Raw genomic sequence first — 22,125 nt, 5'->3', positions numbered from 1 at the left:
GAATAATTGAGTGATGACTTTCTAAAACCAATTCCCATTATGACTAACGATGTAATATCCATTATTCTCGGAGGAGGGGCCGGCACCCGCCTGTATCCGCTTACCCGTCGCCGCTCAAAACCAGCGGTGCCCCTGGCAGGTAAATACAGACTGGTGGATATTCCTATCTCCAATTGTTTGAATGCAGAACTGAACCGCATCTTTGTATTAACGCAGTTCAATTCCGCCTCCCTGAACAAGCATATTAAAAACACTTATCACTTCAGCAATTTTGATAAGGGGTTTGTAGATATCCTGGCAGCGGAGCAAACCCCCGATAATCCCACATGGTACCAGGGAACGGCCGATGCCGTAAGACAATGCCTTCATCATATGGAGAACTTTGAGTTTGAATATATACTCATATTGTCCGGTGACCAGCTGTACCAGATGGATTTTAAAAAGATGATCAAACATCATATCGACACGGGCGCGGAAATATCTATCGCTACTATTCCCGTGAGCGCAAGGGATGCTTCTGATTTTGGTATTTTAAAGGAAGATGAAAACGGCGCTATTGTGTCTTTTACAGAAAAGCCTTCCCAGGCCGTTCTTCCACCATGGGCGTCTGAAGTAAGCGAGGAAATGCAGAAAGAAGGACGCGTATACCTGGCGAGCATGGGCATTTATATCTTCAGCCGGCAGGTACTGTTCGATATGCTCAATGCACAACCGGAAGCCGCCGATTTTGGTAAGCAGCTCATCCCGCAGGCCATCGAAAACAAACGCCGGATTTTCAGTTATCAATATGAAGGCTACTGGACAGATATCGGGAACATCCAGTCTTTCTTTGAAGCCAATATCGGCCTCACGGATGAAATCCCCTTGTTTAACCTCTTCGATGAATCCCAAACTATCTTTTCACGTGCCCGCATGCTGCCGCCTACAAAAATTTCCGGCCACATGGAGAAAACAATGATCGCCGACGGTTGTATTATTATGGCAGATAAACTGGAAAGAGTAGTGGTGGGCATCCGTACCCGCATTGGTAAAGGCAGCGAAATCAGCAATGCCTATATCATGGGAAGCGATTACTACCAGACACTCGACGAAATAGAAAAGTCACGTGCAGAAGGAAGCCCGTTGATGGGAATAGGAGAGAACTGCGTGATCAGTAATGCCATCATTGATAAAAACTGCCGCATTGGAAACGGCGTACATATAAATGGCGGAAAACACTTAGCTGATGGGGACTTTGAAAAATATACAGTAAAAGACGGCATTGTTGTTGTTAAAAAAGGAGTGGTCCTGGAAGACGGATTCAGTATTTAACAAACAAGATAACCATGCGATTGTCCATAGAGCGGAAGAGTACAAAAATTTATCCTGACCTTAAGAGGGTAGTAGCCAGGTTTTTTTTCAACGGGGAGGCCCGGGCCAAGTCTATCATTCAACAGGTAGCAGCAATGAGCGACCCCGAGGTGGATATAACGGTCATGCCTATACTGAGGGAATTTTCCCGGCGACACAGGAACATCACGAGGATATTTGAACGACATGCAGACCGGCTGAGACATTTGTTTCCCGGTTTGCAGATCGAGTACGAAGGGCTCTCGCTCAAACGTAAATTGCTCACCGGTTCTTATTTCACCAACGAATACTCCATTGAATCAGCCGCGTTCTTCAACCCTTCCCTCGTGGAAGATGTGGACCAGAGCGGGCTGGAAGAAGGACAAAAGCGCGTCATCATGAGCTTTCGCGCAGTAGGTGAAGGACACGTATCTTCCATTGCCTTCAGATCCGGTATCATCGACAAAAACAATGAAATCTCCCTGATAGCACCCGGTAATTATGTGGATGAAGCGGAAATTATCCGCAACTCCATGTACCATAAACAAACGTTCTTCCAGAATGCGGTATCCATCCGGCTGCCGGATTCTGTGATGCGTGAAATACAAAACTCCCTGCCGGACCAGTTTGAATACCTCGCCCTTAAAAAGGTGATCCGGGAAATGCAACAACGGTTCCAGGTAGATCATCTCCTTAAAAAAGGACTGGAAAGGGTACTATGGCTGGCAGACTCCTACTATGAGCTGAACTTTTCACTTGATACCGACTTGTCTGACCGCGTAATTTTTCCTTATTCAGATGCAGAAAGCAGGGGCATTGAAGATGCCCGCTTTGTAAAATACACCAGCGAAAACGGGAACATTACCTATTACGCTACCTACACGGCGTATGATGGCATTACCATCCAGCCAAAGCTGCTGCAAACAAAAGACTTCTATAACTTCAAGATCATGCCACTCTACGGAGAAGGGGCGCAGAATAAAAACCTGGCGCTTTTCCCCCGAAAGATCAACGGCAAATATGCGATGATCTCCCGGATTGATGGTATCAATGGGTATATTATGTACTCTGATAAAATCAATATCTGGGAAAATCCCCAGATCCTTCACGTGCCTAAATATGCGTGGGAATTTGTTCAGGTGGGCAACTGCGGTTCGCCCATTGAAACAAAAGACGGCTGGCTGGTGATCACGCACGGAGTAGGTCCCATGCGTACGTATTGCATTGGCGCCAGCCTGCTGGACCTGGAAAATCCTGAAAAGGAAATAGGCCGCCTGCGTGAGCCCCTGCTCATGCCCAATAAAGACGAACGGGAAGGATATGTACCGAATGTACTGTACTCCTGCGGCTCTATTATCCACAACGATGAACTGATCATTCCCTACGGCCTGTCGGATTATGCTTCCGGCTTCGCCACCGTCAACCTGGAAAAACTGCTGACGCAGATCAAGGAAGACGGCGTGTAGCGAGGCTATCTATAATTGGTTATATACGGCGATATACTTCTCTGTCATGATTTCCGCGCTGAAATTATTTTTCGCGTGCAGATGGCAATCCTGGCGGTTGATCAGTGTGAGATCTTCCACACAGGCGGCGGCCTCGTGTAAATTATTTACAAGGAAACCTGTTTTGCGGTCATTGATCAGCTCCGGCATGGAGCCGCGGTTGTACGCGATAACGGGCGTGCCGCACAGCATGGCCTCTGCTACGCTTAAACCAAAAGGTTCATCAAAAAAGATGGGATGCAGCAGTGCATTGGCTTTTCCCAGCAGCAGGCTGCGTTCTTCCCCGCCTACCGCGCCGATATAAATGATCTGTTCATCATCTATATAGGGCTTTACCTTTTCATTAAAATAGGCTTCGTCCTGTATAATCCCGGCTATGATCAGCTTGCGGCGGGAGTGAAGGGCGATTTGTACCGCATCATGCGTGCCTTTGTCCGGATGGATCCTGCCATAATATAAGAGGTAGCTGTCCGGCGTAGGCTCAAACGCAAAATCTTCCGTGCGGATACCATTATATACCGTGGCTGCGTAATTCAGCGACGGATGGCGGTCGGAGTTACTGATAGACACATATCTTCCTATATCATTATACCGCTGGTATACCGGTAATATTTTATGAGAGGAAAATCCGTGAATAGTGGTTATCATAGGCGTTTTAATCAGCCTGGAGTAGGTAAGGGGGAGAAAATCGAAGTGATTATGGATGATGTCGAAATCCCTGGCCTGCTCCATCAGGTAACTGATATGCATACACTCATTTACTTTGGCATCTGCCTCGCGGTCTTCCTCATACCCTTTGGCGCAAATGGCCGCCAGGGTACCGGAAGTGAGGGAGTCGGCCGTGGCAAAGAGCGTTACGTCCATTCCTTTGGCTACCAGGCCTTCCGCCACGTTAGCCGCCATCTGTTCCCATGGGCCGTAATGCCTTGGAGGCGTACGCCAGGCTATCGGCGCCAGTATTGCTATCTTCATAATCGTATATTTTCCAACATTAGCGCACTAAGGCGCCTGTTGTTTGCAGCATAGCTGTCAAAACAAGCGCCAAAGAAACCGGTGTACCGGAATGATGACCGGTCAACCAATAATCTGATCAACCAATTGACTAATTACCTAACTTCGTACATTCAAAAATTTCGATGTGTTGGCACTGCATCGTTTTGTAATTGGTAATTTGTAATTCGAAACTCAATATGCCCGAATATATTCCTTATGGGAAAACTGGTTATTTTAACCAGCTGGTAACAGATTTTTTAGCAGAACGTCCGCAGATCAGACCATTTTATACCTATTCTCCTGTACATCCGGACTTTGCCGCCGCAATAGCCGCCCGTCAAAATTTTGATACACCAAGAACCGCACTGGTAGCCGCACTGGAACAGCAATACACTTCCCTGGAGCCCGTAAAGGCAGTACAGGATAATATCACCGCCCTGTTGCAGCCTAATACCTTTACAGTGTGCACCGCACATCAGCCCAATATTTTCACCGGCTACCTCTACTTCGCTTATAAGATCCTGCAAACCATTAAGCTGTGTCATGAATTGAAACAGCAATACCCGCAACATAATTTTGTACCGGTATATTATATGGGCAGTGAAGATGCCGACCTCGAAGAGCTGGGCAGCATCTACCTGGAAGGGAAAACCATCACCTGGAATACCAGTCAGCAGGGCGCAGTAGGGCGTATGAAGCCGGAAGGACTGGAAGCGCTGATCGCTGAAGTGAAGAAAACGCTGGGATATGCACCTCACAGCGACGAACTGACAGACCTCCTGCAAAAGGCCTACCTGGAACATGAAAATATCCAGGAAGCCACGCTGTACCTCGTGCATGCCTTATTCGGCCGCTTTGGCCTGGTGGTGCTGATACCGGACAACGCCGCATTAAAACGTTTATACCTTCCCGTTATAAAGGACGAATTGTTTAACCAGGCGTCGCATGCCATTGTCAGCGATACGTTGGCGAAGCTGGGGGAACATTATAAAGTGCAGGCCAATCCACGCGAAATAAATCTTTTTTATTTACAGGAAGGGTCGCGGGAGCGCATCGTTCAGGACGGCGATCAGTGGAAAGTATTACACACGTCGTTGACTTTCAACGCCGCTTCGCTGGAAGCAGCCCTGGAAACACATCCTGAAAATTTCAGTCCCAATGTTATTTTACGGGGAATGTTCCAGGAAACCATCCTGCCCAATATTGCCTTTATTGGCGGGGGCGGTGAAATTGCCTACTGGCTGGAATTGAAAGGGCTTTTTGCGCATTATAAAGTGCCTTTCCCTGTTTTATTGCTGCGCAACTCCCTGTTGCTGACTGATACACTTTCCCAACAGCGGATCAATAAGCTGGGACTCACCACCACCGATCTTTTCAAGGGAACGGAAGATATCGTAAATGATTACGTGAAGAAACACACCAATGCTTCGCTGGTATTGAAAGATGAATATGCGGCCATCGAGCAGTTGTTTGATTCCCTGGAAGAAAAGGCCCGCAGCATTGATGTCACACTGATTGCCACTACCGCTTCTGAAAGAAAGAAAGCGCTGAAGTCGATCGGTAAACTGGAACATAAGTTCCTGCGTGCCGAGAAGAAAAAGTTCGCCTGGCAAACAGATCAGATCCGCCAGATTAAGAATAAATTATTTCCTGCCGGTTCGTTACAGGAGCGCAAGGAGAACTTCCTGCCCTGGTACGCCCAGGAAGGCCCCGCCTTCTTCGACCGCGTGCTTGCCGCGCTGACACCGGTAACCGCGGAGTTTACCATTTTAGCGGAGTAACGCGGATTTTGTCTTTCTCGCTGATTACGCTGATTATACTGATTACTTTGATTTTACTTTTTGGATTTTTCTGATTTTTAGATATAATAATCAAGGGAGATAAAAGCGAATATCCGCTTCTATCTCTGTTAATCCTTTATAAAATCCAAAAAGTAAAATCAAAGTAATCAGTATAATCAGCGTAATCAGCGAGAAAGACAAAATCCGCGTCACTCCGCTTTCAGCGCTTTGCTCATGTCTTTTACGAGGGAGAGGATGGCTACAAGCTGGTCGTGCACCTGTTTGGTTTCCAGCATTTCGTCGCGGGTGGGTGTAGGGCCTTTGCCTTCATTGATTTCCTGTTGACGCAGATGTACGAGGCTTTCCAGGTGGGCGTCCAGCCGGTCGAAGGCATGTACCTGCGGGGAGGGTTGGGCGCTGCTGCTGGTAGCGGGATCTGTGAGCAGGGTGAGCTGGTCCATATAATGGAGGAGATAATCCGTTATTTCGCGGTATTCCGGGCGGGGAAACTGCACCCCGTGATGCAGGCTGTAGGCGGCCAGGGTGGCGGTATGCGAGGTGAGTGTATGATTCAATACCACGAAATGATATACTTCTGACGCGTTCTTTTGTTTGCTTTTGGGTTCCGATAACATACGCTGGAAGGCCGACATCATATTGGCGGCGGCCACGTAGGTATCTTTCCTGGCCAGTTTGAAATCTGTAATGGATACCTTTTCATTGGAATAGGCGCGCATCACCAGTTCGAAATATTTCCGGTTGGCTTCCATCATCTTTTTCATGTAGTCCGGGAGGAAGTTATGCTCCCAGGTAGGCCACAGCAGCATGTTGGCAAAGAAAGCGATGCCTCCGCCAATGAAAGTGTCCAGTACCCGCTGCGTTACATTGTAGAGGTCTGAAGGATGAAGGAAATGCAGCAGGAAGATGATAAACGGCGTCACAAAAAATACGCTGACGGTATACTGGAAGCTCATAAAGCTGTAGGCGCCCAGGATGCAGATCAGCATGACTATAAAGATCACCGTATCGTTGTGCGTAAGGTAAAGCAGGCCGGCGGCAAATAAGGCGCCGGTAACGGTACCGATTAAACGTTGTATGCTGCGTGATTTTGTAAGCCCGAAGCCTGGTTTCAGGATCACCACGATGGTTAGCAGGATCCAGTATACCCGGTCGAGGTGAAGGGCAATACCCAGCCCGTAACCCAATACGGTAGCCAGGCTCACGCGGATGGCGTGCCGGAAGATATGTGATTTGAAAGTGAGGTTATCCCGGAAGGTTTCAAAATCGTATTTCTGGCGGGTAGTGAATTTCGACAGCTCCAGTTTTGGATCTATGGATTCGTCTTTCAGTCTTTCCAGCCGGGTAAGCCTATGCAGGTTATAAATGCGTTGGGCCATGTCCTGCAGGTTTTGCAGGATGTTGCTCAGCGGGATGGTACGGGTTCTTTCCTTGAGGGTAGGCAGCTTCATGGTAATGTCGGCAATGGCCTGTTTTACCTTTTCCATCTCAAACTTCAGGTTGGTTTTGGGCAGGGAGCGCTGACCCGCTGCCACGGCCATCCCGATGTTTTTCAGCTCCTGGGTGAATTCAAGGATGAGGGCATGGAATTTTTCCAGGATCGCCAGATCTTTAAAATCGGCGTGCAGGGCGTTATAGTCGGTTTGAGAGGCCATGATCTGTTCCTGGAGATCTACCATATCCAGGAAAATGAGTACCATGCTTTTATTGAGACTGGTAGTGCCCTGTTGGGCGGATCTTCTTTTCAGCAGCAGTTCGCGTACATTTTCCTGTTTTTCGTTGACGATCACCTGCTGGTCCAGTACAGCCTTGTAGTTTTCGCTGACATTTACGCCGGGCGTGTAGAAGTTGGCCCTTACCTCGAGGTAGCGGGCGGTTTGCAGGATACAGTCGCCCAGTGCCTGCTGCACATTGAGGTAGGGTCGGATCTGCCAGAGGATGAGGGCCAGCACCGCGTACCAGATACTGCCCAGCAGCACCATAGAGGAGTGGAGGAGGGTAAGCTTCGGTGTGAGCTGGGTTTCCCCGAGAATAGACACTACTACCAGCAGGCAGCCGGTACCAATATTACCTCCCCGGTTACCATATACCAGCAGCATGGCAAACATAAAACAGCACACCGCTATCCAGATGGCCATGGGTATTACGTAAGGAATGAGCAGGCCGGTGCCCAGCGCGGAAAAAAAGATCAGGATGGTGCTGATGATAAGGCCGTTCCGCTTGTGTACAATGGTGCCGGGTACATCGCTGAGGGCCGTACACAAGGCGCCCATCGACATAGCGATACCCAGGTCCAGCATGCCAAAGTAAGCGCATACCAGTGAAGGCACTACCACGCTGATGGTGGTACGCATACCGTTGCTGAAATGATAACTGTAAAGGAAACTTTTTATATTATTGATCCGCTGTTCTGTACGCAAACGTAAAAGGGTTTTTGATGGCGCAAAGATAAGCGGATTTTGTCTTTCTCAGGATTACGCTGATTAAACTGATTATCTTTTTTCTTATCCTTTAAAGATGAATATATTACTTTTGACTTTAATTTAATGCAGGGTTCAGAAGATATCTCACGTTAATCAGTATAATCAGTGTAATCCTGAGAAAGACAACATCCGCGTAATTTTCTAACAGGGAGTTAAATTCTAATTGTTCTTTTTACTATATTTATAACCAGTCTTTTAGACTTTAGTTGCGTGCTGCGGACAGGGGCAAATGACCGGTAATTGTGTATAAATAATTACTGTATATTATTGCATCTCACTTAAATTACTTTTTGATTCGGGTAAAATTATATCTTTGACGCCTTAAAAAACCTCGGAGTACGACGTGCGCTTAAAAACACTAGAAATTAAAGGCTTTAAAAGTTTTGCAGATAAAACCGTTTTGCAGTTTGATGAGGGCATCACTGGGGTAATTGGGCCAAACGGTTGCGGCAAAAGTAATATTATCGACTCCATCCGCTGGGTAATCGGCGAGCACAAAATCAGTAACCTCCGGTCTGATAACCAGGCAGGACTTGTGTTCAATGGTTCTAAAAGCCGCTCTGCAAGCGGTATGGCGGAGGTTAGTCTCACTTTTGAAAACACCAAGAACGTACTACCCACCGAGTTCACCACGGTGACGATTACACGCAAATTTTATAAGAACGGCGACAGTGAATACCGCCTCAACGATGTGGCCTGCCGCCTCAAAGATATCCATAACCTGTTCATGGACACGGGCGTAAGTACCGATTCCTATGCCATCATCGAATTGGGAATGGTAGACGATATCATCAAAGACAAGGAAAACAGCCGTCGCCGTATGCTGGAACAGGCGGCAGGCATCTCCATATATAAAACCCGCAAAAAAGAAGCTAAATCCAAACTGGACGCCACTGAAGGAGACCTGAACCGTATTGAGGACCTGTTGTTTGAAATCAATAACAACCTCAAAACACTGGAAAGCCAGGCCCGTAAGGCGGAACGCTTCTACGAAGTAAAAAAGGAATACCGCGAAATCAGCATAGAACTCGCCAAAGCAGCCCTGGAAGGCTTTAACGTAACCTTCAAGGAACTGTCGGATACCCAGCAAAATGAAAGCGACCGCAAACTGGCGCTGGAAACCGAGATCCTCACCGCAGAAGCGGCCGTGGAGCAGGATAAACTGCATTTTGTGGCAAAAGAAAGAGAACTGCAAACCATGCAGAAATCTTTTAATGAGCTGGTATCCACCATCCGCACCAAAGAAAACGATAAGAACCTCGCCACGCAGCAACTTACCTATCTGCGCGAGCGGGAAAAAAATATCAGCGACTTCCTCAACAATGCAGAAGGACAACTGCAGGGACTTACTTCTTCTATTGAATTCACCGAAAAACAGGTAGAAGAAGAAGGGGAAGTGTTTGAAACCATGGCAGACGAACTGGACACCCTCCGCGATATGGTGGAGGAAAAGAAAGAACGCTTCCATCAGAAGAAACAGGCCCTTGAAACCCTGCGCAACGATCAGCAACGCTGGCAGCGTCAGCAATTTGAGGCCGAAAAGAAAGTAGCCGTTGCCGATACTTCCGTAATGAACCTGCAACGCAGCATGCAGCAGCTCCAGGAAGAAAAGACCAGCCGGCAGCAGCAGATCGCCCAACTGGAAACAGAAAAGGAAGCCCTGCAGCAAACACTGACCGGCGGCAAAACGGAATTGGAAAACATGGTCCGTTTCCAGGAAGAAACCAAAAGTAAAATACTCGCCACCCAGTCCGATATCGAAGGATTGCGTGATAAACTGGTAGACGAAAACCGTACCCTCGATTCCAAAAAGAACGAGTTCGACCTGCTCAAGTCATTGGTCGACAGCCTCGAAGGCTACCCGGAGAGTATCAAATTCCTCAAAAAGAATCCCGACTGGAACAATAACGCCCCCATCCTGAGTGATATATTTTTCTGTAAAGAGGAATACCGCACCTGCGTGGAAAACCTGCTGGAACCTTACCTGAGCTATTATGTAGTGAACAACGTACATGAAGCCGTACAGGCCATCCAGCTGCTCGATAACAACAAAAAAGGAAAAGCCAATTTCTTCATCCTCGATCAGTTCCGGACTGATTACAGCCCGCTGCTGGCGCCGGCAGGCACCATTCCTGCGCTGGAAGTAGTGGAAATTGAAGAGAAGTACCGGGGACTGGGACAGCACCTCCTTGGAAAAGTATTTATCGGGGAAGACCTCACCCGCCTGGAATTCAGCCAGGTGGCGGACGAAAGGATGCTGCTGGTGGAAAAATCCGGCCGCATGCATCGTGGTAAATACAACATCAGCGGAGGTTCTGTAGGATTATTTGAAGGTAAAAAGCTGGGAAGGGCCAAAAACCTGGAAAAGCTGGAAATAGAGATCAAAGATCTCGAAGGAATAGTGGGCCGCCTGAAAGTGGCGCTGCAAAGCAAACACGACGAAGTATTAGGCTACAACAGCCAGCTGAATGAAAATAATATCAATGCTGCGCGGGAAAGGGTAAACCAGCTGAGCAATCAGCTGTTTGGCTTACAGAACAGGATTGAAAACTTTCACCACCTCATTGAAGCCGGCGATAAACGCCTCGAAGAAATGCAGCAATCCCTGGAAACCAACCAGGAAAGCATTTCCGGTGTGAAAGACGAACTGGAAAGCCTGAACGAAAGGGTCACCGAGCTGCAGGACAGCATCGCAGATGCCGACAGGATGGCCCAGGAAGCGGAACAGCAGTTTAATATGGCTACGGTGCAGTTTAATAACCAAAACCTGCAGCATACCCGTCAGCAAAGTAAAGTACAGGCCCTTAAACAGGAACTGGAATTTAAGCGTAAACAGCTGGCAGACCTGCACATACAGATCACCAGTAACAAATCGCAGCTGGAAGACGCGGTGGCCAACATCGCTGCTGCCATGGATAAACTGAGCCATGCAGATGACGGACTCGTGGAATTATTCCGCCAGCGCGAAGAAGAAGAAAAGGCACTCAACGAAAAAGACCAGGAATACTATAACTTCCGTAACCACCTCCAGGAACTGGAAACCACGCTGAGAACGAAACAGCGCGCCAAACAGGACCTGGAACAGCAGCTGAATACCATTAAGGACAAGGTAAATGAACTGCGGCTGCAACTGGCCTCCATGAAGGAAAGGCTCAGCGTGGAGTTTAAAGTGAACCTCGATGAAATTATAGATGAGCAACGCAACTCAGAACTGTCGGTGGATGAGCTGACGGGCAGTGCAGAGCGACTGAAAAAGCGCATGGAGAACATGGGGGAAATCAACCCCACGGCCATTGAAGCTTACCAGGAAATGAAGAAGCGCTACGAGTTTATCCTGGAGCAGAAAACGGACCTGGTAAATGCGAAAGATTCCTTGCTGGCCACTATCCAGGAGGTAGAGTCCACCGCTAACCAGAAATTCCTGGATACCTTTAACCAGGTGAAGGAAAACTTTATCCGGGTATTTAAAGCCCTGTTTACGGAAGAAGACCAGTGCGATATGATCCTGAGTGATCCTGAAAACCTGGCGGACACTGGTATTGAAATCATCGCGAAGCCAAAAGGCAAGCGGCCGGCGGCGATTACACAGCTGTCCGGTGGAGAGAAAACACTGACAGCCACCGCATTGCTGTTCGCCATTTACCTGATTAAGCCGGCGCCGTTCTGTATCCTGGATGAGGTAGATGCGCCATTGGATGATGCCAATGTGGGTAAGTTTACCAACATGATCCGCAAGTTTTCCGATAATTCACAATTTATTATTGTAACACATAACAAGCAAACGATGGCGGCTGTAGACGTGATCTACGGCGTAACGATGCAGGAACCGGGAGTGAGCAAACTCGTTCCGGTTGATTTCAGGAGTTTGAACTAGCCGGTTGGTTTGGTTGTTGTAAAGAGAGTTCATTACTTTTATTCTTTATTCTAAAAAAATAAAAAAACGTAAACACTATGGGCGCATGGGGCACCAGAAATTTTGAAAATGATGGATCACAGGATTGGATTTTTGACCTGATTGATAATAAAGACGGTGGTTTGGTGTCTGACACGTTAGCGCGTGTCATCAACAACATCGAAACACTGGAAATTTCGGATTGCGAAGAGGCGTTGGCCGCTGCAGAACTGGTGGCAGCATTGGTAGCACGCCCAAGCGAAGATTTCCCGGAAGATCCTTTGGATCAGCTGGATGTGCTGAACCTTATTGGTACCCGCGCACTCAGAAACCAGGCAATCGCCGCTGTAAATAAAATTGTGGCAGCCTCCGAAATGAAGAATTACTGGGAAGATGCGGGTCAGGGTGAAGCCTGGGCGGCTGTGCAGGCGGGGCTTATCAAACGTTTGGAATAAAGCGCGCGCGGAGTTTGTCTTACTCGCTGATTACGCTGATTTTGCTGATTAGTTTGATTTTTACTTTTGGATTTATAAAGGATTAAGGGAGATAGAAGCGGATATCCGCTTTTATCTCCCTTAATATTATTAATCAAATAAAAATCCAGAAGTAAAAATCAAACTAATCAGCAAAATCAGCGTAATCAGCGAGTAAGACAAACTCCGCGTTAGATCAATATTCCCGCAATAGAGGCCGACATATAAGACGCCAGCGTTCCACACAACAGGGCTTTCAGCCCCAATTTAGCCAGATCAGCCCTTCTGTCGGGGGCCAGCTCACCGATACCACCGATCTGCATGCCTACGCTGCTGAAATTGGCAAAACCCGCAATAGCAATTGTAACGATGGCAATCCCTTTGGAGGTTAATACCGGTACTGTTTTATCAGTGAGACTTTTAAAAGCCACAAATTCATTAATGGTGAGTTTTTGTCCGAGCAGGGTAGCTACGCCTTGTACATCTCCCTGTGGTACGCCCATTGCCCAGGCCATCGGCATAAACACTTTTCCGAAGATCCAGTCGAGGCTGAGATCAAACTTAGGATTGAAGATATGACCGATATGAATAAGGCCCCAGTCGATCAGCGCAATGAAAGCAATAAACCCGATCAGCATGGCGATCACGTTCATGGCTATTTTAAAACCATCGCCGGCGCCGTGTGAAATCGCGTCGATTACGTTGGTATAATTGCTTTTTACTTCCATTTTAACGCGACCCATCGTTACGCTTTCCTCTGTTTCGGGGAAAACGATCTTCGAAATCACCAGTGCCCCCGGAGCGGCCATGAGGCTGGCGGTGATCAGGAAAGGCGCAATATGCAAACCAGCCTGCAATCCCATATTCACATACACCACGAGGATGCCGCCGGCAATACAAGCCAGGCTTCCACTCATGGAGGCGAGGATTTCGCTTTTGGTCATGCTTGATAAATAAGGACGGATCATCACCTGTGCTTCTACCTGTCCTACGAAGGCGCTGGCCACATTGCTCAATGCTTCCGCACCACTCACGCGCATTACATAATTCATGGCGCGGGCAATTACCGCTACCACGCGCTGCATAATGCCATAATGATATAAAACCGCTACCAGCACACACACCAGGATGATGGTGGCGGTTACGTTAAAAGCAAATACAAAACCTCCGGCAGCATAGTCTTTCAGACCGGTGCCATCGGGCTGCGATACACCAATACCTCCATATACAAAGGCAGCGCCTTTACGGGCAAATCCTTCCAGCTTTCCCATTGCATCTCCTACCCGCTGGAAGAACCAGGTAATAGGGGGCACCTTAAATACCAGAAAGCCGATTAACACCTGTAAGCCAATACCGCTGAACACCAGCCTGTAATTGATCTTACTTCTGTTGTTAGAAAATAGAAAGGCGATACCCAGAATAAGTACGATGCCTATGATGCCCTGAAAGCGTTCCATAAATGCAAATAAATCGTAAAATGTATGCAATGAAGCGACGAAGATAAGTTTTTTTGCCGTCGCTCACATAGTAAACTGTTATCTCATATAATTTTTCAGAAAAAATATATTTAGAAATGTATTTTTATCGCTTTCGTAACCCGAATAGTAAAAAATGCAGCGTATTCATTATCGTTTAATCACCACGTTATCTCTGGCTTTATTTGCCTGTGGACAAGGAAATCAGCAGAACAACGGGAACAAGCACGAAAAAGATTCTATTGCCATGCGGGAGCAGTTTGCTGCTTCACCCGTACTGGATGGCAAAACAGCCATCCAACACATGCAATTTGATGAAGGATTGGAAGTACAACTGGTGGCGGCCGAACCAATGGTAGTGGCGCCCGTGGCCATGACTTTTGATGAGCGCGGGCGCATGTGGGTGGTGGAGATGACCGGCTTTATGCCTGATACTGCCGGTACCGGGGAAGATAAACCCGACGGTAAAATCGTGATCCTGGAAGATACCAACCGCGATGGCGTAATGGATAAACGCACCGTGTTCCTTGATTCACTGGTGCTGCCAAGGGCTATCTGCCTGATAGAAAACGGGGTGCTGGTAGCTACGCCGCCGCAATTATGGTTTATAGAAAACAATGGCGACAAACCCGGCAAAAGAACCCTGGTGGATGATCAATACGCTGCCGGCGGAAACGTGGAGCACCAGCCCAACGGGTTGCTGCGCGCAATGGACAACTGGATCTATAATGCAAAATCGGATAGGCGTTACCGTAAGGCGGGAGATAAGTGGCTGAAGGAGCCCACGCATTTCCGCGGACAATGGGGCATTACGCAGGATAATTACGGCCGTCTTTATTATAACAACAATTCGGAAAACCTGCTGGGCGATTATTTTCCCCCCGGATTAGGCGGTACCAACCTGCAACAGAACAATGCCGCCGGTTTTGATCAGAAAATAGTACCCGATAACCGCACGTACCCCGCGCATCCAACGCCGGGTGTAAACCGTGGTTACCAGAAAGGCTCGCTGGACGACAGCCTCCGCCTGGTGAAATTCACCGCCGCCTGCGGCCCGGTGATTTACCGCGGCACCTTGCTGCCATCTACCTATGCCGGTAATGCGTTTGTAGCCGAGCCTTCTGCCAACCTGATTAAAAGGAATATTTTATCAGACAGCAGCTATGTCGTGAAAGGTGTACAAGCATACCAGCGGAAAGAATTCCTGGCCAGCACCGACGAGCGTTTCAGACCGGTGGACCTGCGTACCGGTCCGGATGGCGCTTTGTATATCGCCGATATGTACCGGGGCATCCTGCAACATAAAACCTACCTCACGGATTACCTGAAGAACGAGATAAAGATGCGTAACCTTACGCTGCCGCTGAACTGCGGACGTATTTACCGCATCATTCCTGCCGGCAGTAAACCACAGCCGGTTACATTTGAACTTACGCCCGCTTTCCTTGGGAAAATGCTGGGTAACGAAAATGGTGTTTTAAGAGATAAAGCGCAACAGCTCATCATTGATCAGCACTTAACCGCGATGGCGCCGGAACTGAGAACCATGCTGAAAGACGCGGCACACCCGCTGACACAGATCCACGCCCTCTGGACGCTGGAAGGCTTGCACAGTCTCACCGGAGATGATATCAGCAGCATCTGGCAACAGGCAGATCCTGCACTAAAAATGCAGGCGCTCGCGGCATTGCCATCTGTATTAAACAGCAGTAACATCAAAGCAACAGTAACAGCGCTGGACTCCTTGTCGGATAATCCATACCTGGCGCCGGCAGTGGCTTATATATTGCCTGCGGTAGGGAAACTGGATCAAGCAGCTGCCACCCGCCTGGAAGATAAAATGATAAAAGCGTATGCCCCTAACCGTTATGTGGCGGCAGCGCTGGTAAATAATGCGGCCAACCGGGAAGCAGCCTTGCTGAAAGAGGTCATTGCCTGGAACCCTGATACCACGCTGATATTGCGCCGTCAGCTGGAAACAGTGCTGAAAAACATGGACAGCAAAGCCAATGTGAAAAAGATGGAAGCGTTACGGAAAGAACTACCGAGAGGATATAAGATCTTCAATACCGTATGCCAAACCTGTCATGGTAAAAACGGGGAAGGCATTACGGCGATGGCGCCGCCGCTGAATGAAAGCAACTGGGTAAACGGTAACAAAAAAGCATTTATATCTATCGTATTATACGGTCTTACCGGTCCGGTGGAAGTACACGGGAAAGTGTACAAAGCCCCGGAAATAAATGGCGATATGCCGGGTATCGGCGCCAGTGATGAATTCAGTGATGCAGATATTGCACAACTGCTCACTTTCCTGCGCAGTGCCTGGAATAATAAAGCCGATAAAGTTTCCGCTGCAGATATCCAGCAGGTGCGTAAGCTGAATAATGGCCGCCAGAAGCCCTTCACAGCAGGAGAGTTAGCGAATTGACCGCTTGTTGTAAATAAAAGCCTTATCTTTGCCGGATACAATTATTCATTAATTGAATCCGGCAATTTACATATTACACTTACTCAATACACCACGTGCATCCAAACGCACGTGCGGGTTCCTGTTGCCGTTCCTATCCTGCCCAAAAGACTTCAACAATTAAGCCCGGGCAACTTTTAGTACATAAAGTGTTGTACCCGGGGGGATAACTACCTGCGTAGTGCTATTCCGCTAATATTTTCTAAAACAATCTTATCAAATCAGTTTTATCATTCATCGGATGACACGATGGGCAGTCATCTGTAAACACTGACATAAAACCCGGTTATCATGAAAAAGAAACAGATTATCGTGTCCCTGCATGATTACGAAATCCTTAAAACCCTGTGCTATCACGCACCGGGCACCGACAAGCTGAGAGAAGAGCTCGACAGGGCCACTGTCAGGAAAGGTAAGGTACCCGCTGATGTGGTACAGGTAAATTCCACCCTCAGATTCAGGGATGAGCGCAGTGGGGCTATCAGGAATGTACAGCTGGTATTGCCGGCTGCCAGCAATTTACAGCTGGGCAAATTATCGATCCTTTCTCCCATAGGCACTGCCTTGCTGGGATATAGTACCGGTGATGTGATAGATTGGGAAGTGCCTGCGGGAAAAACGCAGCTGCATATCCTGGATGTTACAAAGCCTGAAGGGAGTGTATAAAAAGAGGTTATTATATAAGCGAAGAAAGCCCTGGCGTTTGCCAGGGCTTTCTTTTTATTGGTAAGTTATTTTATCGCCGTATTTAATGTGATACTTGTCGCAGAATCCACCGTTTACCTCCAGGACGTATTTTGCTTTTTTGAAAGATGGAAGACTTTCTTCCGACAGGGGCGTTGCGTATTTCTGAATGGACACAATTTCCAGCTTATCATCTATGTAGATAATATCCAGGGAGATGTAGGTGTTTTTCATCCAGAATGCGCGTTCTTCCATGTCAGGGAAAATGAAAAGCATGCCCTGATCGTCTGTCATGGATTTGCGGAACATCAGTCCGTCGGCGCGCTGTTCGTCTGTTTGCGCCAGCTGGATATCTATTTTTCGCAGGGTATCTGCGCCTGATTTGGAAACGAAAGCCAGGGCGCCTTGTTTTTTAAACGCGATGCCATTGGATGTTTCACCGGCAGTTTCCGTGGTGGCCGCCGTATTGGTATCGGTGGCTGCGGAATTGTTGGTGCTACTGTTGTTCTGGTGACAGCCAGCGATATATAAACTGGCTATCAGTATACATTTCAGGTGTAATTGCATAAAACAGCGATACTATTTGGTCAGCAGTTCTTCATCTGAAAAAAACACATCAGTGTAATCTCTTATTTCGTTGTACACGGTATCCCGTTCAACTGGTCTTCTGCCGGCCTGTTTGATGAGCATGGTGAGCTGGGCGGTGTTCATGGAAGGGTTTTGTTCTTCCGAACCGGCCATAGAATAGATCTTCGTGGTATCGTCTATGGTGCCGTCCAGGTCATTTACGCCGAAAGACAGGGTCAGCTGTGCGGTGTTCCTTCCCAGCATAGGCCAATAGGCTTTCAGGTGGGGGAAGTTATCCATATACAAACGTGCGATAGCGTACAATCTCAGGTCTTCCACGATAGAAGATTCCGGGATATGCGACATATCGTTGCCTTTATTACGGAACTTCAGGGGGATGAAGGTGTTAAAGCCACCGGTTTCGTCCTGCAGTGTACGTAAGCGTTCCATGTGGTCGACGCGGTCCGCAAAAGATTCAACGTGGCCGTACAGCATGGTGGCGTTGGTGTGCATGCCGCGGTTGTGGGCTGCTTTGTGAATGGCAAGCCATCCGTCGGCATCTACTTTATCGTGGCATATTTTAGCGCGTACTTCCGGTGCGAATATTTCGGCGCCGCCGCCAGGCATGGATTGCAGGCCGGCTTCGTTGAGGATACGCATCCCTTCTTCTATGCTCACTTTAGCTTTGCGGAACATGTAATCCAGTTCCACAGCGGTAAATCCTTTGATATGCAGATCCGGACGGTGTGCCCTGATTTTCTGGATCAGCTCCACGAAGAAGTTGAGCTGCATTTTAGGATGTACGCCACCAACAATATGTACTTCTGTAACGGGTTGGTTATCGTATTTTTTAACGATGTCCATCATCTGGTCGATACTCAGTTCCCATCCGTCTTCCCTGTTTTTATACAGGCGGGAATAGGAGCAAAAGTGGCAGGTGAATACGCAAACGTTGGTAGGTTCGATATGGAAATTGCGGTTGAAGTAGGTCTTGTCACCATGCATCCGCTCCCTTACCAGGTTGGCTAACGCACCTAAAAAGCCGATATCGCCTTTTTCAAATAAGATCAGCCCTTCTGCGGGTGTAATTCTTTCCTGTTGGAGGATCTTTTCTGCAATGCCCTTCAATGCCGCGTCCAGGTTAGGTTGCTGAAGGAGCGTTTGAACAGCCGGATAATCTTGTCTCATCGTCATCTTACTTTCATTAATTTGATGGTGTTGGCCCTGTTCCTGTAAATTAATTTTACAAAATAAACACCATTTGGCTCATTTACCAAATTAAAGGTCATCCGGTTGCCGGCGCCGATATCTGCTGCCGGACGGCTCATAATGAACTGTCCCTGTAAATTGTAAATAGATACCTGCACCAGGTCTTCCGGTATTTCCAGGAATGTTATCCAAACGATGCCATCTGTAGGGTTAGGATTCACTAATACCCCTTTTTCCCGGAGGATTGGATTCACTGATTTAGTAACAATATTAATATTATCAATATAAATGTTATTCTCTGAGTTTGAGATGTTTCTGAAGGCTACCTGGAACTTTCCTTTATGGCTTGCAGCGGTCAGGTTTACAGAATCCCGGCGCCATTCGGTGGTGGTTGGGATGAATTCTGTTTGAACCGGTGTTGGGCGTGTAATAAGATTGGGGCCCCATTTGGAATAAATGATTTGGCCGGTTTGGCGGCAATCGTTGGTCACGATTACCTGGAGGGTATCCCAGGCATTGGAGGTGGTAGCAGGGTCGGTAAATACGGCTGCGGCTACGTCGAAAAAGAGGAATACGGAATCTGCGCCCTGCGGATCAATGACCGGCGTGATGAGGTCATCTGTCTGGTCGTTGGTATTATATCCCAGGTTGCGCATGAGCGCGGAAGCGCTGCTGTTTTTGCCCACATTACGAACGCGTTCCCAGGTGAAGCTGTGGTCGGGATTATAGAGATCCCAGCCTGGTGGCGGGAAGCTGTCGTTTTCAAAGCCCTGTTCAAAGGGGAGGGCTGCTTCCGCGTCGTACCGGAAGCGGATATCCGCTGTATCGTTGGTAACATTTCCATCCGGCTGGCCGTTGGGTGATTGCGTATATGCTTTCAGGTTATAGCTGCCAATAGCTACATTGGAAGAAGGAAGTGTAACGCTGGTTTGCTGCAAACTGGCCAAACTGCCCGTCCACTGGTAAGAAGTAAGGGCGCCGCTGTTTACCTGGTACCAGATTCTCACAGCAGTGAGGGTGTTGGCGCCGCGGTTACGCAGGGTTACTACGGGTGTAATATTGTTGTTGCATATTTTGCCATCCGGCGCGTTGACACTCACCAGGGAGGCATCGTTGTTTACCATGGAAGGTGGTACGCATCCGTTGGAGGTCATCAGGCTGGCGGTGATATTTTCCAGTACAAAGCGCATGCGGTCTACCTGCCCGGCGGTAAAGAGATGCATGCAGGCATCATCGGTATAGTCCATGTAGTTCATGAACATCACGCCCGGTGAGGTGGCGGTGCAGTTGTCGAGCCGGGGAAAGGACGGGCATCCGTAGGTATTATCGCCCTGGAGCGGTGTGTCGGTGATACCGTCATCAATGGTACATCCCCCGTTATCATCTCCCCAAACATGCTTTAAACCGAAGTAATGCCCTATTTCATGCGTGGCGGTTCTGCCGAGGTTGTAGGTACTACCTACGCTGCCGGTAGTGCCAAAAGCGGTGTATTGCACCACCACGCCTTCCTGTTCAACAGGGTAGCCGGTACCCGGAGGGGCGGCCACGCCGAGATAATTACCGGAAAGGCGGGTTACCCAGATATTAAGATATTTGCTGTGATCCCAGGCATCGGAGCCGCCGGTGCTGTTGTACTTGGCGTCTGCCGCCGCGTTGCTGATAGAAAAGCTTTGGCCGGGAGCTGTTTGCACTCTTACAACACCGTTGGTGGGTTCATCGTCGGGCGTTCTTTGAGCGAGACAAAAATTAATGCGGCTGTTGCCGATGAGCGCCTGCCATACGGCAGGTACCTGGCTTACATCAGGGTTAGCGGCATTATAATCCCGGTTCAGGGCATCTATCTGGGAGGCGATCTGCGCATCTGTAACCAGCGCGGGGTTATCCAGCACGATGTGGATCACTACCGGAACAGATACTGCTTGCGGAATGGCTTCCACCATCGCACGCAGCTGTTGCCGTTGCTGGCCCAGCATCATTTTATCTTCGTTATTCTGTATAATCTTTTGAAGGGAAGGGATTTCTTTTACCCGCTGTTGCAGTGCTTCGGCAGTGCCGCATTTACGTTGAGCGTTGGCGGTGACGCAATAAAAAAAGGCACCCAGGGCGAGGAAGTAGTGACGCAAAAAAGTAGATTTTGGCTTTGAAGATACGCGAAAAATGTGTTTTCCGGATCGCCTTCGGCGATGTTAAATTGTCTTTCTGCCTGATTACGCTGATTATGTTGATTACGCTGATTTGATTATGTTGGATTTTATAAAGGATTTGGGGAGATGTAAGCGGAGGTTGTCTTTCTGCCTGATTCGCTGATTTTACTGATTACCTGGATTTTACTTTTGGGATTTTGTAAAGGATTTGATGAGATGTAAGCGGAGGTTGTGCGCTGATTTTACTTTTTCTTTGGGAGATGGGTATTTAAAAAAAAGATGGTGTGAAGATGGGATAGCCCATGCTTTGCATTTGCCTTATACGTGCTTTTGACCTGCCTTTGATGTGGAGGTGACGTGGACTTGATCGGTAATGTATTGGGTATCAATTGGCTATAGGGGGTTTAACGACATTCGTTAGACAAGTTTCAACAAAGAAAGAAACTGGATATCAACACTTTAGGTACAATATAAAGATAAACATAATCAGGCAGAAAGACAACCTTCGCTTACATCTCCCCAAATCCTTTAAAAAATCCCAAAAGTAAAATCCAACATAATCAAATCAGCGTAATCAGTATAATCAGCGTAATCAGGCAGAAAGACAATTTAACATCGCCGAAGGCGATCCACTCGCAAAAAAAAAGCGCTCCGGAACAAACCGGAACGCTTTCAAAACTCAGTTTTTATAAAATTACATATTGGCCTGTATTTTTTTATCCAGTACGGATTTAGGCACAGCGCCTACCTGTTTGTCTACCACCTGGCCGCCTTTTACGAAAAGGATAGCAGGGATGCTGGTGATACCGTAGTTTACAGATAACTGTGGGTTCTGATCCACGTTAACCTTTCCAATATTTACTTTACCAGCGTAATCTTTAGACAATTCTTCGATTACCGGACCGATAGCGCGACACGGGCCACACCATTCTGCCCAGAAGTCAATAACAGTTAATTTATCGGAATTCAGAACTTCCGTTTCAAAGTTCGCATCAGTGATTTCTAAAGCCATATTCTTTGATTTTAAAATGTTTTTATTTTAACGATTGTTTTGATTTTTATGATTTGTTATATTACGATCAAATCTTGATCCGAGTGCAAA

Annotated in this window: 14 protein-coding genes; 7 read left to right on the top strand and 7 right to left on the bottom strand. The window is 47.9% G+C overall.

The genetic code is table 11. From position 1 onward, the window contains the following. Nucleotides 1-39 precede the first annotated feature (39 nt). Both QFZ51_RS23385 and QFZ51_RS23380 read left to right on the top strand, forming a co-directional pair. The gene (locus tag QFZ51_RS23385; protein ID WP_429049488.1) at nucleotides 40-1,311 is read left to right on the top strand and encodes a glucose-1-phosphate adenylyltransferase; all 1,272 of its coding nucleotides are present in this window, start codon (nucleotides 40-42) and stop codon (nucleotides 1,309-1,311) included. Nucleotides 1,312-1,325: 14 nt separating this feature from the next. Continuing rightward, complete coding sequence (locus tag QFZ51_RS23380) at nucleotides 1,326-2,795, top strand: glycoside hydrolase family 130 protein (RefSeq protein ID WP_370913184.1); 1,470 nt, start codon at nucleotides 1,326-1,328, stop codon at nucleotides 2,793-2,795. Nucleotides 2,796-2,804: 9 nt separating this feature from the next. Here QFZ51_RS23380 and QFZ51_RS23375 read toward each other — a convergent pair whose 3' ends face one another. Continuing rightward, the gene (locus tag QFZ51_RS23375) at nucleotides 2,805-3,806 is read right to left on the bottom strand and encodes a glycosyltransferase family 4 protein (protein ID WP_429049486.1); all 1,002 of its coding nucleotides are present in this window, start codon (nucleotides 3,804-3,806) and stop codon (nucleotides 2,805-2,807) included. A gap of 218 nt (nucleotides 3,807-4,024) precedes the next feature. Between QFZ51_RS23375 and bshC the strand changes: the two genes are divergently transcribed. Then, on the top strand, nucleotides 4,025-5,608 hold the full coding sequence (gene bshC / locus QFZ51_RS23370; protein WP_429049483.1) for a bacillithiol biosynthesis cysteine-adding enzyme BshC: 1,584 nt from the start codon (nucleotides 4,025-4,027) through the stop codon (nucleotides 5,606-5,608). A 209-nt stretch (nucleotides 5,609-5,817) separates the two neighbouring features. Here the strand turns inward: bshC and QFZ51_RS23365 are convergent, their stop codons facing one another. After that, complete coding sequence (locus QFZ51_RS23365; RefSeq protein ID WP_370913187.1) at nucleotides 5,818-8,046, bottom strand: FUSC family protein; 2,229 nt, start codon at nucleotides 8,044-8,046, stop codon at nucleotides 5,818-5,820. Between the two features lie 406 nt (nucleotides 8,047-8,452). Here QFZ51_RS23365 and smc point away from each other — a divergent pair, with 406 nt between their 5' ends. Both smc and QFZ51_RS23355 read left to right on the top strand, forming a co-directional pair. Continuing rightward, the gene (smc, locus tag QFZ51_RS23360; protein WP_429049480.1) at nucleotides 8,453-11,983 is read left to right on the top strand and encodes a chromosome segregation protein SMC; all 3,531 of its coding nucleotides are present in this window, start codon (nucleotides 8,453-8,455) and stop codon (nucleotides 11,981-11,983) included. 77 nt (nucleotides 11,984-12,060) lie between these two features. Continuing rightward, entirely contained in the window at nucleotides 12,061-12,456 is a 396-nt protein-coding gene (locus QFZ51_RS23355) for a DUF4259 domain-containing protein (RefSeq protein WP_370913189.1), read from the top strand. Between the two features lie 209 nt (nucleotides 12,457-12,665). On the opposite strand, the gene QFZ51_RS23350 is transcribed toward QFZ51_RS23355, so the two are convergent. Further along, nucleotides 12,666-13,931: a NupC/NupG family nucleoside CNT transporter gene (locus QFZ51_RS23350; protein WP_370913190.1), complete on the bottom strand. Its 1,266-nt coding sequence runs from the start codon at nucleotides 13,929-13,931 to the stop codon at nucleotides 12,666-12,668. 154 nt (nucleotides 13,932-14,085) lie between these two features. Here QFZ51_RS23350 and QFZ51_RS23345 point away from each other — a divergent pair, with 154 nt between their 5' ends. Beyond that, complete coding sequence (locus QFZ51_RS23345; protein ID WP_429049476.1) at nucleotides 14,086-16,380, top strand: DUF7133 domain-containing protein; 2,295 nt, start codon at nucleotides 14,086-14,088, stop codon at nucleotides 16,378-16,380. A gap of 330 nt (nucleotides 16,381-16,710) precedes the next feature. After that, the gene (locus QFZ51_RS23340) at nucleotides 16,711-17,085 is read left to right on the top strand and encodes a GreA/GreB family elongation factor (protein WP_429049473.1); all 375 of its coding nucleotides are present in this window, start codon (nucleotides 16,711-16,713) and stop codon (nucleotides 17,083-17,085) included. Between the two features lie 54 nt (nucleotides 17,086-17,139). Here QFZ51_RS23340 and QFZ51_RS23335 read toward each other — a convergent pair whose 3' ends face one another. From QFZ51_RS23335 to trxA, 4 genes are all read right to left on the bottom strand, one after another. After that, the gene (locus tag QFZ51_RS23335; RefSeq protein WP_429049471.1) at nucleotides 17,140-17,670 is read right to left on the bottom strand and encodes a DUF192 domain-containing protein; all 531 of its coding nucleotides are present in this window, start codon (nucleotides 17,668-17,670) and stop codon (nucleotides 17,140-17,142) included. Nucleotides 17,671-17,682: 12 nt separating this feature from the next. After that, on the bottom strand, nucleotides 17,683-18,864 hold the full coding sequence (gene mqnE / locus QFZ51_RS23330) for an aminofutalosine synthase MqnE (RefSeq protein WP_429049468.1): 1,182 nt from the start codon (nucleotides 18,862-18,864) through the stop codon (nucleotides 17,683-17,685). Then, nucleotides 18,861-21,002 (bottom strand): M43 family zinc metalloprotease, encoded by a 2,142-nt coding sequence (locus tag QFZ51_RS23325; RefSeq protein ID WP_429049466.1) that lies wholly within the window; start codon nucleotides 21,000-21,002, stop codon nucleotides 18,861-18,863. The genes mqnE and QFZ51_RS23325 overlap by 4 nt, the downstream gene beginning before the upstream one ends. Nucleotides 21,003-21,717: 715 nt before the next feature. Continuing rightward, complete coding sequence (gene trxA / locus QFZ51_RS23320) at nucleotides 21,718-22,035, bottom strand: thioredoxin (RefSeq protein ID WP_079472839.1); 318 nt, start codon at nucleotides 22,033-22,035, stop codon at nucleotides 21,718-21,720. Nucleotides 22,036-22,125 lie beyond the last annotated feature (90 nt).

Source organism: Chitinophaga sp. W3I9, from assembly GCF_050434025.1.
GTDB lineage: Bacteria > Bacteroidota > Bacteroidia > Chitinophagales > Chitinophagaceae > Chitinophaga.
This window is presented reverse-complemented; position numbering and strand designations above follow the sequence as displayed.